Source organism: Ignavibacteria bacterium (assembly GCA_017303675.1).
Lineage (GTDB): Bacteria > Bacteroidota > Ignavibacteria > Tepidaquicellales > OLB5 > OLB5.
On the sequence record JAFLBX010000001.1, the window covers coordinates 1,089,582 to 1,107,817 of the forward strand.

The window sequence follows — 18,236 nt, forward strand, 5'->3', positions numbered from 1 at the left end:
TGGTTAAATAAATATAGTTATCTTTATATATGATTAGTAAAATCAAGTTCATATTTATAATTTTTATTTTGTTTTTTGCCAATACCATTTTTTCCCAATGGTATGCCCAAAATTCAGGAACTAATTACGCCCTTAAATCAGTATATTTTACCAATGAAAATACAGGATATACCTGCGGTTACAACACAGTCCTGAAAACTACCAATGCAGGTTTGAACTGGATTAATTCTTTTCTGCAGGGTAACCACCAGTCGTTAACTTTTACAGATGCTAATACAGGCTTTATCTGCGGCGATAGCGGCAAAATTTTTATTACGGTGAACGGGGGAGCAAACTGGGTAAGTCAAAGTTCCGGAACATTTAAAAATCTGACTTCAGTTAATTTTTACAATTCATCAACAGGAATTATAACCGGTTACGGCAAAACTATTTTAAAAACCACAAACTCAGGTGTAAATTGGTTTTCAATTGCTAATATTATCTGGGAAATAGATTTTCTTTCTTCAAAAGTTGTGAATGCTGAAAATTATTATGTTTCCGGAACCGACAGTTATATTATAAGGACTACAAACGGCGGAGCTAACTGGATACCATATACACACGGCGAAGTAAACCCATTGTTCACAATAGAATTTATCAATGAAACCACCGGGTTTGCTTCAGGTTGCTGTGGAATGTTTATGTCAACAACCAATGCCGGCGCAGACTGGATAAATAATTTTTATCTTTCCCTTGGATTTACTTTTTATTCGTTGGAATTTATAAACTCTATAACCGGTTACATTGTTGGCAGCAACGGCATGATCTATAGATCAACTAGCAGTGGCATTTATTGGGATTCCACTGTAACAACTACTGATGAGATGCTTCATTCTGTATCAATGATTAATCAAAATACCGGGTGGACAGTCGGGGGTTACGGCACAATTTTAAAAACAACTAACGGAGGCGGTCCCGGATTTCCGATCGGCATAAATCAAATAAGCAGTAATGTACCTGATAATTTTTCGCTCGGTCAAAACTATCCGAACCCGTTTAACCCAACAACAAAAATTACTTTCGAAGTAAAGGCAAAAGGCAGAAGTGAAAAGGCAAAAATAAATTTATCTGTGTTTGATGTAACCGGAAAATTTATTAGTGAGCTGATAAATTCATCACTTGAGCCCGGAAGTTATGAAATAGATTTTGACGGCTCCAACCTGCCGAGCGGGGTTTATTACTATACATTCAGCTCAAACGGATACCGTGAAACACGTAAAATGGTTCTCCTGAAATAAATCCTTAATTTCACGCCAAAAATCACACTTTATTTCTGATATTAATAGCATGTTAAGTATAAATTAGACTTGAAAATTAAAGGAAAATAAGGTAGTTTTTCAGTTACATATTAACTAAAATTTAATTAATTCAAAATATTTTCAAGAGAGAGGATATTAAACATGAAAAAGCATTTACTTATTGTATTTGCCCTCATCGCTCTGGTTGGTTTTAAACCCAACACTTCAGCTCAAACAGGTTTTAATACAGCAGTAGAGTATTTTACAGGTACATGGTGTCAATGGTGCCCCTGCAGCCACGCTATTGTTGAAAACATTTTAACCAATTTTCCCAATACAGTAATATTGGCTTATCATGGACCAAGTAATAGTAGTGATCCATGGTTTTCTACCGGTGCACCAATGATTCAGTATTTCGGAGGAACCTCTTATCCAACAGGTGTTGTAGGCAGAAGAACAGGTATCATTGGAAATACCAGTTGGAATAACAGGGTTGTAGTTCAATCAAATACTGTTCAGCCTGGTGTTAGTATCCAAATCAATAATAAAGCTTATAATACTGGAACAAGAACAATTACTGGTGATATTGTAATTACTGCATTAACAAGTTTAGCCGGCAGTTATTATATGAACATTATAATTACCGAAGATAATTTAGTATATCCACAAACTGGTAATGGTTCATGCCCGGGATCATCAAATTATGTTCATCATAATGTTTCAAGAGGTCTCGTAACACCGGCAGCAGGCCAATTACTTAATACAACTGATGACTGGACACAGGGTAATTCAGTCACAGTTCCACTAAATTATGTATTACCAGCAGGTATAATTGAAGGAAATAGCAAAATTAATATTATAGTATTCAAAGGTGGTGGTAGTCCGTCAGTTGATCAGAACATACAACAGTCGTTTAAAACATCCGTTTCAAATACAGTAGGTATACAGAATCAGAACTTAATCGCTGAAGAATACAGCTTAAGCCAGAACTATCCTAACCCGTTTAACCCGACAACAAACCTGAACTTTTCAATTCCAAAAGATCAGAATGTCAGCTTAAAGTTCTACAACTCAATGGGTCAGGAAGTTGCAACATATGTTGATGGCTTTTTAAAAGCCGGTGTTTATAACGTTGATTTCGACGGTTCAAGTCTTTCTAGCGGAATCTACTTCTATACATTAAAAACAAACGATTTTGCTGAAACCAAAAAAATGATGCTCGTTAAATAATCATCATTTTTACATAATACCCCGTGTAAACGGGTCGTTGTAAGTTTTTTTCTAACTAAAGCGGGGCATGTTGTCCCGCTTTAGTTTTTACAGCTTACTAAACTATTCAGGAGAATTAACATGAAAACAAAAATATTTTTACCGTTATTATTAATGGTAACAATGCTTGTTTCAAATCAATTGAATTCTGAACCCAAAAGAATGGTTCTTGAATTCTGTACAGGTACATGGTGCGGATGGTGTCCCTGCGGTCACCAGGCAGCAGACCAGATACTTTTAACATACCCTAATACTATAGTTATTGCATATCACGGCGCAAGCAGTGATCCGTGGCAGAACTTCCCCGGGAATACAATCCGTTCATTACTCGGATTTTCAGCCTACCCAACTGGTGTGTTCGATAGAACAAATCATCCCGGCAATAACGGCGCGCCATACCCGTATGTAACTTATACAATGTGGGCATCTTATGCGCAAAACAGGTATACTGCAGCCCCTAACAGCAGCATTGATGTTCTGGTTACTGCCACAAATTATAATCCCGGTACCAGGCAGTATACAGCTACATTCAATTCCACTGCTGTTACAAATCTCACAGGCCAGTATAAAGTGATGTATGTAATTACTGAAGATAACGTTGTTTATCCTCAGAATTTTTATGCATCCTGCGGTGCAGCCGGATATCATAATGACTATGTTCATGAAGATATTGCAAGGATTGTACCTGTTCCCGCAGGCGAAAACCTGAATACGGGCACATGGAACCAGAACCAGACTATTACAAAAAATGTTAATATTACACTTGATACTGCATGGGTAGCATCAAATTGCAGGCTCAACATCATAGTTTACAAAGATTCTTCAAATCTGTTTCATGCTGCTGTTGAACAGGGTACAAAACAATCTGTAACCGGTATGGTAGGCATAGTAAATACAAATGAAATTCCTCTTGAATATTCATTATCACAAAACTATCCTAACCCGTTTAACCCTGTTACCAACATTCAGTTTTCAATTCCTAAAGATGGCTTTGTAAGCCTGAAAATATTTAACTCCCGCGGTCAGCTGGTTGATACATATACCGAAGGTTTTATGAGCTCCGGTAAATATAACGCTGATTTTGACGGCACAAAGCTTGCAAGCGGAGTTTATTTCTATACGCTTACTGCTGGTGATTTTGTTCAGACAAAAAAGATGATACTTATAAAATAATTAAACGTAATTTATTAAAATGAAAAAACTTTTTATTATCTCCTCGGTTTTAGTTTTGCTTTTTTCGGCGGTTTCTGCCAACGCGCAATTCGTAAGGAAAGTATTATTTGAAGAAGCAACAAATGCATCTTGTGTGCCATGTGCGCAGAATAATCCATTTCTGAAAGCATATCTTGATGAAAAAGGTGATTCAATTATTGCCATAAAATATCATGCAAGCTTTCCGGGGGTTGACCCGATGTATTCTCATAACCCTACCCAAAACGCTGAGCGTTACAGCGCTTATTATAATATGAATGCTATGCCATGGCTTAATTCAGATGGTATTATCAACGATATATGGCCATTCACAATTGCAAACCTGAATAACGGATTTTACGGAAGGCTTGCCATACCTGCTCCGCTGACTGTTACTGTAACCGATCAGCGTATTGCGGGTGATTCAATAAGAGCAACAGTGAATATTAACCTTCCTTCCAATCTGCCTTCAGGAAATTATAAGCTGCGTGTAATGGCAATAGAAAAATGGGTGATCTATCAAACTCCTCCGGGCTCAAACGGTGAAACAGTATTTGAGCATGTTTTCAGAAGGGCTTTCCCCAATACTGCAGGCACAACATTTAACGGCACTGCAGGCAACCAGCAGTTTATTTTTACTTACAAAATAGATCCTGTTTGGAAAGATACTTCACTTATCACCATTGCATTTATACAAAATGATAATAATAAAGAAGTATTAAACAGCGGAAAAGGTTCTTTCAGTACAGTAGGTATAAATAACAATAATACCGGAATACCGGCTGCGTATTCACTTTCACAAAATTACCCGAATCCGTTTAACCCCGTTACAAATATTAATTTCAGCCTGCCAAACAGCAGTGATGTAAAGCTTGCGGTTTATGATATGCTTGGGCAGCAGGTTGCCCTGCTTGCAAACGGTAAATTCGATGCGGGAAGCTACACCATTGATTTTGATGCATCTCAATTGACCAGCGGAATATATTTCTATACACTGAGCGCAGGCTCATTTAAGGAAACAAAAAAGATGGTAATTGTTAAGTAAACACTTGAATTTAATTAAAAAAAAATATCCTTTCTAAATAAAACAATCTTTCACACATTCTCCCCCCTCTCCTTTTAGGAGAGGGGCTGGTCTATGACTCTTCGAGTTGCAGACTCGTAGAGGGGTGAGGTCACCACTTTCCCTCCAAAAGAGTCCTTCGGACATATTCCGGTTCTTTCGTTCCCAAACTCCGGTTTGGGAACGTTAAAACCCGGCAGGTCTTTAACACCTGCCAGGTTTTTTTTGAACACAGATTACACTGATTAAGCTGATTTACACGGATAGAAATCGGTGAGAATCAGCTTAATCCGTGTGTTCCGTGTTCCTCACTTCTTATGTCCAGGCTTTTTTATCAATTCTTTTTGGACTTTTGAAGTTAGCGGCTGTTACCAATACAATATTTATTCAAATCCCCTTTGAAAAGGGGGAGTAGATCTAACACTCTGAATCTCACTTCAATATTTCAATAATTTATAAAAACCATATAACTGCGATGGGGGATTTTGGGAAAGTAAATTCTTCATTTTCTCATTTATTCTCGTTCCCAAACTCTAGTTTGGGAACGTTACATAATATAACTTAGCCCTGGCTTGATTATGTTAAATGCATATATTATATTACAGGTAGTATGCTATATGCATATACATTTTCCTTTAAAATTTGATACCTGTAGAATTTAGAATTTTTTCATAAACCCGAAAGATTAGAAAATGCGAATTCTGTATAATTTTAAACTTTTCCAGCTTTCTAAGCTGTCAGTCAAAACATACCCAAAGGCTGGAATTCCTGCAATTATATTACGGATTCGCCATTCTAATCGGTCAACCTTTAAAAAATTATCAATGATTAGAATTTCACAGTTTCATTTTTTATGGGAGCAATCTTAAAATTTCGGGTTATAGCCTATTATGTTTGGGTTATCATACATATGAGGTCGGACACTGTTGAAATTGCTTGTTGTTCTTCAGGAATGCATAGAAGTTTCCCGCTTTTCTCCCCTCTCCTATTATAGGAGAGGGGTTGGTCTACGACTCTTCGAGTTGCAGACTCGTAGAGGGGTGAGGTATACAATGGGCTAATATATTCTTAAAACCTTTCATAATTTTTTTCTATATTTATGACTAATCAACTCAAAATTTGTCAAATTACTTAAAATACATATTTCCTGTACTGTTCCTTTTTTTGTGGATTTTTACAGGTTTTGCGCAAAACGACTCGATAAAGCAGCTTACCGATAGCGTAAAAGTTACCGGCGATACTGTTGATGCGCGCGATAACGGCGATATTGAAAACCTGCTGGAAAGCCAGACAGAAGACGCCGAAGATTCAAAGCTGCTTGAGCAGCTTCTGCAGCTCGAGGCTAACCCGGTAGATCTGAATTCAGCTAATACCAACGACCTGCAAAAAATACCTTATATTGACGCAATAATTGCTACTAAGATCCTGCAATACAGGATCAAGAACACCAAATTTTATACTATAGCTGAACTGAGATATGTAGAAGGAATAGATGATGATACTTATGAAAAAATAAAAAAATATGTTATTGTAAAAAGCTCACAGGTTGATTTTATTAAAGATGAATTCGGAATAGTTCAGAAGCTGAAGGATAATAAAAAAGGATTTTTCAGCCGTATAAATTTTGAAATGCGCACACGTTTCAGCAATGACCTTCAGCCAAGCAGGGGTTATCTTCCCCCGGCTAATTATTTAGGGCCAAGACCCAAATTCTACAACAGGCTTGTTGCAAGGTATGCAAACGCCGGCTACATTTTTACAGGAAGCATTCTTGCTGAAAAAGATCCGGGTGAGCTGAACTGGGCAGATCATGTAGGGGGATTCGCTGAAATGAAATCAGGCCTGATATTAAATCAATTACTTGTTGGTGACTACACTCTTGAGTTCGGGCAGGGTATTACTCTCTGGGGCTCATATTCATTTTCAAAAAGCAGCGATGCTGTTTCAGGCATGAAGAAAAAAGGCGATGATATCGATTCATATAATTCAGTCAATGAAGTCCAGTATTTCCGCGGTGTTGCAGGCAAGCTGAAGCTTCCGACATCACTGGGTGATATCAGCCTCTTCGGTTTTTATTCAAACAACAGCCTTGATGCATCGATCGATACTACACTTAACCAGTTATCAAGTGATTATATCGACGGGTATCACAGAACACAATCAGAAATTAACAGAAAAAATGCCGGTAAAGAAAAGCTTTACGGCGGCAGGCTGTTCTATGAATCAAAGATTTTCGGAACCACTAAAATAGGGTTAACTTACTACAACAGTAAATTTGATAAGCCGTTTGAATATAAGGGTCTCTATGAGTTTTCAGGCTCAAATTCAAATGCGCTGGGCGTTGATTTTGATATTGTACACAAAAATGTAAACGTTTTTGGGGAGTGGACAAGAAGCTATACTGATATTGTAGGCGGTGTAACCGGGGTTAAATTCCTTTTCTATAAGCTTGCTGATGTGGTCTTTATGATAAGAAATTATCCAAAGAATTTTATCAGCCTCCATTCATATGGCTTCGGTGAGCAAAGCGGTGTATCGCAAAATGAATTTGGTATTTATTCAGGCATCCGTTTCAAAATTGGCAAGCTTGCAATTATCAATGCTTATTATGACCAGTATAAGTTTCCGTATGCTACTTTCTTTAACCCCGTGCCTACCACCGGCAGGGATTTTATGACATATACCCAGTGGAATGTAAGCCGTAACCTTACTTTATATACCAAGTACAAAAATGAAATTAAAGAAGATGTAACCGATTTTATTACCCCGAACGGACTGGAAGAAGACAGGATATATGACCGCGCTCAAACTAACTACAGGCTGCAGTTTGATTACGATATATTCAAAACCTTCAGGGTACGCAGCCGGTTTGAATATGTTTTTGTTGATTACCAGGGATACAATCCCTCTGAAAAAGGGCTAATGTTCTTTTCTGATTTCCGTGTAGTGCCGGTAAAAGATATTGTTCTTGACGGAAGATTTATAATATTCCAGACGGATTCGTATGATTCCCGTATTTACGAATATGAAAATGAGCTTAACGGAGTTGTATCCAACCAGGGATTGTACGGAAAAGGCAGAAGGTGGTACCTGATGCTGAAATACCGTCCATATAAATTCCTGGAGCTTTCAGCAAAATACGCAGAAACAATTATCGATGGCGCTAAATCCACAGGTTCCGGCAACGATGAGATAATGGGCGACCTGAAAAACAGGTTCTCCCTTCAGCTTGATATTAAGTTCTGATTAATTTTACCGGTCTTAATACCTGACAGTTAAAGCCTATGTCGGTCTGAGCGGAGTCGAAGACCAAAAAGCAATGTCGGTCTGAGCAGTGAGTCGAAGACCAAATAACTATAAACAATTTTTTTATACCTTAACATTTTCAAATCACCTTCTTATTGGATAAAATTAACTCTATAATATCGCTGCTTCAGCAGGAGTTTCCGGGGCTTGAGCCAAAACCCTCCAAAGCTGATCCGCTGGATATACTTATAGCTACGATGCTTTCCCAAAATACCACAGATAAAACAAGTTATATAGCATTTAAAAATCTTAAAAATAATATTGGTAACTGGGATGATGTCCTTGAGGCACCGCTGATTAAGATAAAAAATGCAGTAAAGGTATGCGGGCTCACAAACCAGAAATCAGCCGCAATTAAAGGACTTCTTAAAGAGCTGAAAAAAAAACACGGTAAGCTTAGCCTTAATTACCTCAAAAAATTTTCGAATGAAGATATTTATGAAGATCTGCTGAAATATAAAGGCATTGGTATTAAAACCATCTCATGCGTACTTGCCTTCTCGCTCGGAAGAGATGTATTTCCTGTTGATACCCACGTTCACCGTGTTTTGAACCGGCTTGGGATTGTTAAAGCGTTAACACCTGTTAAAACTTTTGAGCAGGCAAACAGTAAGATACCTGAAGGTAAAAAATTCCTGCTTCACACACTGTTGATCAGGTTCGGCAGAAAGATATGCAGGGCTCAAAGGCCGCTTTGCGGCAAGTGCAGGCTTTACGATCTGTGTGAGTTCAGCGAAAAAGAAAAATATGCATTATTAAGCAACCCGGAACCTGCTGACAATAATTTCATTATTCTGGAACATGTATAAGCTGATTTTAAACTTAATTTTGCTGCAAACAGGCTAAAACAAAAAAATTGCATTTCGAAAAGCATAAAATAAATAAGATACTTATTATCAAGCAGGGCGCTATCGGTGATGTGCTTCTTTCAACACCGGTGATAGAAAACCTGCGTCATAACTTTCCCGATGCCGAAATTAATTATCTTACACAAAGCTATTGCCGTGAAGTCCTGATAGGTAATCCTTTTTTGAACAGGGTACTTACATACGATATCGGAAAAGGGGACAGTTCATACTGCCTGATAAGAAATATACATAAACAAAAGTATGACCTCATTATAGATCTGTTCGGAAATCCACGGACTGCGATAATTACTTTTAACAGCGATGCGAAGTACAGGGTCGGTTTCCGTTTCGGCTGGCGCTCACTTGCATATAATATAAAAGTAAAGCCGCGCGGGGGAGAAGTTCATAACGTTGAATTCAACATTGATGCCCTGCGGGCTTTAGGACTTGATATTATTACAAATACTCCGAAAATCTATCTTAATGGTGTGCATACTGAATTTGCTGATGATTTTTTCAAGGAAAACAATCTGGATGGTAAGCAGGTAATTGGTTTTAATCCAAGCGGCACATGGCCAACAAAAGTATGGTATCCTGAAAAGTGGGCAGAGCTTGGAAAAATGTTTTCTAAAGAAAGCCGCATACTGCTTTTCTGGGGTTACGGCGAAGAAAAAGAAACAGCACAAAAGATCAAAGATCAGATCGGTGAAAATGCGCTTTTGATCCCGGGTGTAAACCTTAAGTATATGGCGGCTTTAATAAAGAGGTGTGATCTGTTTGTAACAAACGATACAGGGCCGATGCATTTTTCATGGATAACCGGTACAAATACGGCTGCAATTTTTGGTCCAACAAATTCGCACCTGCAGGGTCCTTTAATTGAAAATTCAATTGTTCTTAAAAATGAAACTTTAAGCTGCCTTGGCTGTAATTTAACTCAGCTCTCAGAGTGCCCACATTCCCATAAATGCATGAAAGATCTTGATACAGAGTTTGTGTACAGCAAACTCATGGAATTTATGAAGATATATGGACCTATTGGAACCAAATCCAACAGTAACACCGTTTAATTATTGCATCGGTTTCATTATAAGTTGTTAAAATTAGAAGGAATAATAAATTGTATAAATTCAGGTTTTTTGCAGTTCTTTTGTTTTTAGTTCAAACCGCTGGTTTATTTGCACAAAATGATTTTGAAGATGCCCTGAAAAAAGCGGCAGCAGAAAATAAACGTGTTGTTGTTGATGTTTACACAGACTGGTGCGGCTGGTGCAAAAAAATGGATGCTGAGGCTTACAGTAACTCTGAAGTGAAAAAGCTGCTCGAAGATAACTTTGTCCTGGTTAAGCTAAACGCAGAAGGTAAAAATAAGCTTACATATAACGGCAAGCAGTATACAGAAGAAGAGCTATCATACTATTTTGAAGTGTTCAGCTTTCCTACCACAATTTTTCTTGAACCGGACGGAAAACTTATAACATTCAGCTATGACAGCTATCCAATGAAGAACGTTCCCGGTTATATAAAAACCGATGAGTTTAAAAAGCTGCTGATCTATTTCAGGGATGGTAAATACAAAGATGTTGATCTCAGCAAGATAATATAAAATCGTTTTTATTCCGCACCTTTAAAAAAAGTAAAGGCAGGTAATACCTGCCTTATGTTTTGTTAAGAAAGTTGCAGCAGGTTTATTAAGTTTAATTAAATTTTGTTAGCTTTAAGTTAGGCAAACCTTAAAATTGCGAAAATTTTCTGTTTTATCTTAATTTTATCCAAACATTACACTCATACAAGATTAATCCAATTTAACAATTTTTGTATAATTAAATTATTAAAAGGAATTATACAATTAAAATGAAGAGTAAATATATACTTTTATTCGCAGCAGTAATGATCTCGTTTTCATTGAATATTTTTGCTCAAAACGGAAAGATCACCGGCAAAGTCCTTGACGGAACGAACGGCAGCGTACTGCCTGATGCAGTAATTAAAATTGAAACAATAAATAAAGGGACTGCATCTGATCTTGACGGAAAATTTTCATTCGAAAATATTGCCTCAGGTGAGGTAAATGTTAAGGCTTCCTACGTAGGTTATGTATCGCAAAGTGTTAATGTAAAATTAAAAGAAGGTGAAGTGGTAAGCCTGGATTTTGTGCTTCAGCCTGAAGGTACTTTGACCGATACTGTTACTATAGAGGCAACCAGGATACAGAATAACGATGCTGCGCTGCTGCTGAAGCAGCAAAAAGCTGAAAATATCCAGGACGGTATATCAAGCCAGCAGATAAAAAGAACCGCTGATGCAACAAGCTCTGATGTATTAAAAAGAGTAGTAGGTGTATCGATTGTTGATAATAAATTCGTATTTGTAAGAGGTACTAATGAAAGGTACAGTTCAACTACGCTGAACGGCGTTATACTTCCCAGCACTGACCCGGATAAAAAAGCTTTTTCTTTTGATCTTTTTCCAAGCAACCTGCTTGATAATATTGTGATTTCAAAATCATATACACCTGATCTTGTAGGTAATTTTTCAGGCGGACTTGTACAGGTAACAACCAAAGATTTCCCTGACCAGCTTTCATTGAATTTTACAACTTCAAGCTCGTACAATACAATTTCTACAGGTGAAAACTTTTTAACATATAATGCCGGAGAAAAAAAGTTTTTATTCTTTAACTCAGGTATGGATAACGGCACAAGGCAGCTTCCCTCAATTTTCCCCGGGCAAACAGTACTTTCATCCAATTACAATGTACAGGAAGTTAAATCATTCAGCCGCGCTTTAACCAACAACTGGGCTCAGGAAAATTCAACAGCCCCGGTTAACGGCGGTTTTCAGCTTTCACTTGGCAATAACTTCCTAATAGGTAAATCAAATAACCTGGGAGTATTTGGAGCTTATACTTACAGCAATTCATTCAGTTCAAAAAGTATGGAAAGGCAAAGCTACCAGACCGATGGTTTGCTTGAGTCAAAATATACAGGCAGCCAGTCTGAGTACTCTGTTTTATGGGGCGGTTTATTCAATTTAAGCTTCAGGGCTGGAGAAAATAACAAGTTCAGCTTTAAAAACACCTATGTTTTCAACTCTGAAGATGAAACTGATTACCAGGAAGGTTTTAATAATCCCCAGACACAGGAAAGAAAGCTGTACTCCACCCGGTTTGTGGAAAGAAACATGCTTTCTTCCCAGCTTTCCGGCGAGCATTTTATCAGCAAGCTGGGCAAGCTCAGAATTTCATGGAAAGCAGCATATTCAGAAGCTGACAGGAATGAGCCTGATTACAAGACATTAAGGTACCAGAAGGAAATTGGTACAGAAGGCAGATTTTACGCTGCGCTTAGTACCGGCGAACCTAATTCCCTCGGCGGCGGAAGGTTCTTTTCATGGTTAAAAGATATTAACCGTTCTGCTGAATCGAATTTTGAGTTCAGCTTTAAACCCGCAAAAAAGATTGAAGTTAAAACAAAGCTCGGAGTTTTTTATAACAGAAGCTCAAGGGATTTTTCAGCGCGCCTGTTTGCGCCCAAGCTGATGGATGCGAATAATTTCGGGCTGTTTTATCTTTCACCTGATTCACTCTTCATGCCTGAAAATATAGATACAAACAAGATATTATATTATGAGCTGACAAGGAAGTCTGATGCGTACAATGCAACAGAGGATCTTGCAGCAGGATTTTTAATGTTTGATGTACCGGTTGGCAAGTTAAGAACGGTTATCGGCGCAAGGCTTGAATCAAATTTAAGCAGGCTTAATTCTTATGACCAGATCGGCGATCCGATCCAGAGGAATGTTAATAAGAATGATGTACTTCCTTCAATTAATTTAACATATGCGTTAAATTCTCAGATTAATTTGAGAGCAGGGTATTACCAGTCTATTTCAAGGCCTGAATTCAGGGAAATTGCACCCTTCAGCTTTTATGATTTTACCGAGCAGATCTTTACAATTGGTAACCCTGAGCTCGAAAGAAACCTAATAAGGAATTATGACCTCAGGTTTGAATATTTCCCGTATGCAGGAGAAATTATTTCTGTTAGTCTTTTCTATAAAAAATTCGATTCACCAATTGAAGAAGTTTTTGTTCCGAACTCCGGTGGTGATAACAGGATTAAAACCTACCAGAATGCAAAAGGCGGGGCTAACAATTACGGAATTGAGCTTGAAGCCAGAAAGAATTTAGGCTTTATTACCAAACACATGAAATATTTTTCACTTAATGCGAATATATCCGTTATTAATTCAAAAGTAGATCTTTCCGGTATTGGTTCAACAGTAACAAACCTCGAAAGAAGGCTTCAGGGACAGTCTCCTTATACAATTAACCTGGGTCTCTACTATGATAACGCTGATCTTGGAACAAGCGTGAATTTATCTTACAACAGGTTCGGCAAAAGAATATCTGAAGTGGGCCTGGAAGGTCTATCAGATATTGAAGAAAATGGCAGGGATGTTGTGGATATATCAGTGATTCAGAAATTATTCAAAAATTTTGAAATAAAGCTTTCTGTAAAAGATATATTAGCACAGGATTACCTGTTCACACAGCAGGTTAACGGTAAAGAAGAAATGTTTAAAAAATTCAATGCCGGGACCGGTTACTCACTTAGCCTTTCATTCAAGTATTAAGAAGACAATTTTTGATATGATTTGTTAAGAATAAATTAAGATGTATGCTGAAATCCCGCTAAATCAGCGGGATTTTTTATTTTCAGTTAAGATATATTCACGATACATTAACATTTTCTTATTGGCACCCTAACACTCAAATCTTAAATTTGTTATAAACAAAATCAAAATCAGAACTCAAGCAAACCCAGAGAAAGGATTAAAAATGCTTAGAAAATTTCTATTAGCTGCTATGTTTGTATTATTTACAGGGTCAGCTGTATTTGCCAGTAACTGGACAGATACTTTATCCGGCAGCATAACTTCAACTGTTACACTTCAAAGTTCAAAAAGGTACTTAATGCTTGGTACTGTGTTTGTGAAAGCCGGCGCAACACTTAACATTCCTGCCGGAACACAAATACTTGGCGATAAAAACTCCAAAGGAACCCTCGTTATTGAAAGAGGCGGAACTATAAATGCTACCGGTTCATCAACATCTCCAATTATATTCACAAGCGCTCAGCCGGTTGGCTCAAGATCAGCAGGTGACTGGGGCGGGATTGTAATATTAGGAAGAGCAAGAATAAACACCGCATCAGGTGCTGATACCGCTGCAATTGAAGGAATTTCACCTTCAGTTTATTACGGCGGTACAAATGATGCTGATAATTCAGGTACATTCAGATATGTGAGGATAGAGTATTCAGGTATTGCACTTTCCCCAAACAATGAGATCAATGGTTTAACAATGGGTGGTGTAGGCTCAGCGACTACAATTGAATATGTAATGGTGGCATATAATGGAGATGATTCGTTTGAATGGTTTGGCGGCACGGTGAATTGCAAATATTTAATATCATATTTCCCGGTAGATGATGAATTTGATACAGATTTCGGTTACCGGGGTAAGCTGCAGTTCCTGTTAAGCGTCAGAAAACCTTCTATTGCAGATGTAAGCGGCTCAACCTGCTTTGAATCAGATAATAATAACGGCCCGAATTATAACAATCCCAGAACCCAGCCGATTTTTTCAAATGTAACATCTATCGGCCCGAAACAGTATGATACATCTGTTGTTAACCCGAATTATACCAGGGCCGGGCATTTAAGAAGGAATTCACTGATAAGCGTTGTTAATTCAGTAATAATGGGATGGCCCACTGGAATGTATTATGACGGCTCAGGTACTACATGTGCTGTTCAAAATGATACATCCAGGGTAAAAGCAAATGTACTTGCAGGATTATACACACTCGCCGGCTCAACAAATGCAGGCTGTAGCTTTGATGCTTCAGGATATACCAATTCAAATAACACGGTATTTGCCGCTATCACAGGAGCTTTACTTTCAAGTCCGTATGCAGGTGTTGTAACAGGTAATTATTTACCAGGAAATTTCTTTCCTGCAGCAGGCTCACCTGCTTTAAATGGTGCGAACTTCACATTGCCGGGAATGAATGATCCGTTCTTCACAACAACAACATACCGCGGCGCATTTGACCAGAACAGCACATGGGCTAACGACTGGACAAACTTCAGACCTGATACAGTAAATTATAAAGGTCCTATCGGAATTTCACCGATAAGCAATGTTGTACCAAAATCATTCAACTTGCAGCAGAATTATCCTAACCCGTTCAACCCAACCACAAACATTAAGTTTGATGTTGCTTCTAACGGATTTGCAAAGCTGGTTGTATTTGATATACTTGGCAGAGAAGTAGCAACACTTGTAAGCGAAGAGCTTATAGCCGGCCAGTATGCAGTTAACTATAACGCAGCAAACTTACCTAGCGGTGTTTATCTTTATAGATTAACAGTTGATGGAAACAATTCAACATTTGTAGATACTAAAAAACTTGTTTTAGTTAAATAATACACAAATTTAGTATTTTATTCATAATATTTCCCCAAAACCCCGTGTAATCGGGGTTTTTTTATTTTTAAAATAAAAGTTTGTTTTTAAAATAAATTTCTGTTAAATTAGCATATTCAAAAGGGGAATCAAACAACAAAAAGGAGAAAAAAAATGAGATTAGCAAAATTTACTGTTTTGTTCTTGTTACTTTCATTTGTGGTAGTTAATACTGCAAATGCACAGGTGAAAACAAAATCCAAGAACTGGAAATCACCTACATTTACAATTGATATTGCTCCAAATTTTACATTACCACTTCAGGAATCAAAAGGAAACAATATTGGCGAATTCTTTTCATTTAAGAATTTCGGTACAAAAATCGGCTGGGGCGCTTCTTTTAATTTAAAATTCGGGTTAGGACCTCAGGGCCAGTACAGACCGTATGTATCTTTAGGGTTTACCCAGATGCAGGCTAAGGATGATAATACCGCTTATATTGGTAATAATTTAATTGAAGGCGGCTATCCATACAGAAATGATTCTATTCCAACATCTGCGCCGGGCAGCTCAAAGATGTATTTGAGGATCCCGTTCTTTGGCGCTGGTTTTGAATATGCTTTTACAAATGTCGATAAGAAAAAAAGAATGTGGTATCCCCACATCGGCGTTGAGTTTTTGATGAGCGTGATCACAGGTACATACAGACAGACCTCACCTAATGCACCTGCATCAAATACTCCGGGTGCTGAAACAGGATTCACAATAAAATCAGATGTAAGACTTGGATTTGGCGCAGGAGTTGGAGCTACGATAAGGTTTGGAAAATCTGCAGGTATAACATTTGGTGCTAAATATAAATTGTATAACCTGATAGGTAAGAAATCTGACTTTCTGAATGAACAGAATAAAATGAACCTGCTTGATAAAGCAGCTACCGATCTTAATTCAAATCTATCTAAAGACAGAAATATAGGCGCAATGGAATTTTATCTTGGAGCTACTATATTTTTAGGCAAAACCAAGAAATAAGTTAAAAATTAAATATATTTTTTTAAACCCCGCTTATTTCAGCGGGGTTTTCTTTTACCTTAAGGAATAATATCAATCCGGCAACGAAGAATATTATTATTGCTAGTACAGCAAATCTCTGGTTTCCTGTAAGCCATGATATAAGCCCGAAAGTTAACGGGCCGAGTATAGTTGAAGTTTTTTCAAACAGACTGTAAAAACCATACAGTTCTGTTTTCTTTTCATCAGGAATAAGCCTGCCGAAAAAGCTGCGCGAAAGCGCCTGAGATGAACCAAGAAATGTACCGGCAAACGCTCCGATAATCAGGAAAGTGGTTTTATCATTGGCAAAATAAACAGAAAGTGTCAATACAGCCCAGCTTATTATAATGAATATCAGTGTTTTTTTAGTGCCGGTTTTATCCGCTATCCAGCCAAATAAAAATGAACCCAGAAGGGCTGTTACCTGTACAATGATAAAAAATAAAATAAGATCGGCAATTGAAAAGTTAAGTGTTGTTTGCGCAAAATTTGCTGAAAAAAAGATAATGGTGTTCACACCATCAATGTAAAGGAAATAAGATAACAGGAATATCCTGATGTTTTTATAATTCTTAATATGTTTTAAAGTATCCAGTGTTCGTTTAAAGCCGATTTTCATAAAATTGGGATGCTCACCAATGATATCCTTCTTCTTTTCCTTAACAAAAAGAAAGATCGGCAGTGAAAAAATGAAAAACATTATTGCGCATGCAATAAATGTCAGTCTTGGGGTCTCCTGCAGAACTATTACGGCAGCCAGTGAAGCCAGTGAGCCTAAATAGCCAACAGCGTAGCCAAGTGAAGATACTTTGTTGTAATTTTTAAATTCTGAAATTTCTTTAATAAAGGCGTCATAGAATCCGAGTCCGGCCTGGAATCCGGTATTTGCCAGAATAAATAGTATCATACCCCAAAGTATCATACCTTCTGTTATGAAATACAGCAGCGCTGTTGAAATGATACAAAGGAAAGTGAAGAAAAAGAGGTATTTCTTTTTGCTGCTGTAATAGTCGCTTGCTGCCCCCAGAACCGGGCTTAAAACTGCAACAAGTATCATTGATATATTTATAGCAGTTGACCAATACAGATCTCCCACAGGCTGGTTAGAGGCAACTACCTTTTTGAAGTAAATTGCATAAACAAAGGCAACAATTATTGTTGCAAAAGTTGAATTGGCAAAATCGAAAAGGGACCAGTTAAAAACATCTTTGGTAAACCATTTTTTTGGGGATGAAGGTTCTGCCATTTATTAAAAGATTAAATTTTACGATTATTCTGCTTCAGCTGACAGGGTGTTTTTTACCGGTTATTAAACCTTTACCTTTTTTTGTGATTAGATTTTCTTTCTGAAGCTTATCAAGAATTGCGTCAAGAACACCATTAACAAACTTGCCCGAATTACGTGTGCTGAAATCCTTTGCTATATCGATCGATTCATTGATAGAAACTTTCGGCGGAATATCTTCAAAATGGAAAAATTCAGTAAGGCACATTTTTATAATAATAGAATCGATCAGGGCAATACGCTCCATATCCCAGTTATCAACTGTTTCTGTTATGATAGTTTCGTATTTTTCGTCGTTTTCAATTGTGTTCTTTATGAGTTCTTCACAGAACTTTCTGTCATCTTTTTTATCAAGCTCTTCCAGCTGCTGCTGTTTAACCTGGTCTATAGGGTCACCGGTAAGCTTGTAAGCATACAATACCTGCAGAGATTTTTCGCGTAAATGTCTTCTTGTTAATGCCATAAGTAC

At 37.5% G+C, this 18,236-nt stretch carries 13 protein-coding genes; 11 read left to right on the top strand and 2 right to left on the bottom strand.

All coding sequences use genetic code 11. The annotated features are described in order from the left end of the window. Window positions 1-29 precede the first annotated feature (29 nt). The 11 genes from J0M37_05040 to J0M37_05090 all read left to right on the top strand — a co-directional run bounded on the left by J0M37_05040 (window position 30) and on the right by J0M37_05090 (window position 16,461). Window positions 30-1,277, top strand: a complete 1,248-nt coding sequence (locus J0M37_05040) for a T9SS type A sorting domain-containing protein (GenBank protein MBN8584440.1) — start codon at window positions 30-32, stop codon at window positions 1,275-1,277. Between the two features lie 162 nt (window positions 1,278-1,439). Further along, on the top strand, window positions 1,440-2,507 hold the full coding sequence (locus J0M37_05045; protein ID MBN8584441.1) for an Omp28-related outer membrane protein: 1,068 nt from the start codon (window positions 1,440-1,442) through the stop codon (window positions 2,505-2,507). A gap of 120 nt (window positions 2,508-2,627) precedes the next feature. Then, window positions 2,628-3,719, top strand: coding sequence for an Omp28-related outer membrane protein (locus tag J0M37_05050; protein ID MBN8584442.1), 1,092 nt, complete (start codon window positions 2,628-2,630; stop codon window positions 3,717-3,719). Between the two features lie 19 nt (window positions 3,720-3,738). Further along, complete coding sequence (locus tag J0M37_05055; GenBank protein ID MBN8584443.1) at window positions 3,739-4,782, top strand: T9SS type A sorting domain-containing protein; 1,044 nt, start codon at window positions 3,739-3,741, stop codon at window positions 4,780-4,782. Window positions 4,783-5,919: 1,137 nt separating this feature from the next. Further along, a complete protein-coding gene (locus tag J0M37_05060; protein MBN8584444.1) occupies window positions 5,920-8,046 on the top strand; it encodes a helix-hairpin-helix domain-containing protein in 2,127 nt (708 codons plus the stop codon). Window positions 8,047-8,201: 155 nt separating this feature from the next. Then, entirely contained in the window at window positions 8,202-8,915 is a 714-nt protein-coding gene (locus tag J0M37_05065; GenBank protein ID MBN8584445.1) for an endonuclease III, read from the top strand. A 47-nt stretch (window positions 8,916-8,962) separates the two neighbouring features. Further along, window positions 8,963-10,024 (top strand): glycosyltransferase family 9 protein, encoded by a 1,062-nt coding sequence (locus J0M37_05070; protein MBN8584446.1) that lies wholly within the window; start codon window positions 8,963-8,965, stop codon window positions 10,022-10,024. Between the two features lie 50 nt (window positions 10,025-10,074). Continuing rightward, complete coding sequence (locus tag J0M37_05075) at window positions 10,075-10,560, top strand: thioredoxin family protein (GenBank protein MBN8584447.1); 486 nt, start codon at window positions 10,075-10,077, stop codon at window positions 10,558-10,560. A gap of 248 nt (window positions 10,561-10,808) precedes the next feature. Beyond that, on the top strand, window positions 10,809-13,592 hold the full coding sequence (locus J0M37_05080; protein MBN8584448.1) for a TonB-dependent receptor: 2,784 nt from the start codon (window positions 10,809-10,811) through the stop codon (window positions 13,590-13,592). Between the two features lie 205 nt (window positions 13,593-13,797). After that, window positions 13,798-15,450: a T9SS type A sorting domain-containing protein gene (locus J0M37_05085; GenBank protein MBN8584449.1), complete on the top strand. Its 1,653-nt coding sequence runs from the start codon at window positions 13,798-13,800 to the stop codon at window positions 15,448-15,450. Window positions 15,451-15,603: 153 nt separating this feature from the next. Further along, on the top strand, window positions 15,604-16,461 hold the full coding sequence (locus J0M37_05090; protein ID MBN8584450.1) for a hypothetical protein: 858 nt from the start codon (window positions 15,604-15,606) through the stop codon (window positions 16,459-16,461). Window positions 16,462-16,483: 22 nt separating this feature from the next. Here J0M37_05090 and J0M37_05095 read toward each other — a convergent pair whose 3' ends face one another. Then, window positions 16,484-17,728, bottom strand: coding sequence for an MFS transporter (locus J0M37_05095; protein ID MBN8584451.1), 1,245 nt, complete (start codon window positions 17,726-17,728; stop codon window positions 16,484-16,486). Window positions 17,729-17,762: 34 nt separating this feature from the next. Continuing rightward, window positions 17,763-18,230, bottom strand: coding sequence for a transcription antitermination factor NusB (gene nusB / locus J0M37_05100; protein MBN8584452.1), 468 nt, complete (start codon window positions 18,228-18,230; stop codon window positions 17,763-17,765). Window positions 18,231-18,236 lie beyond the last annotated feature (6 nt).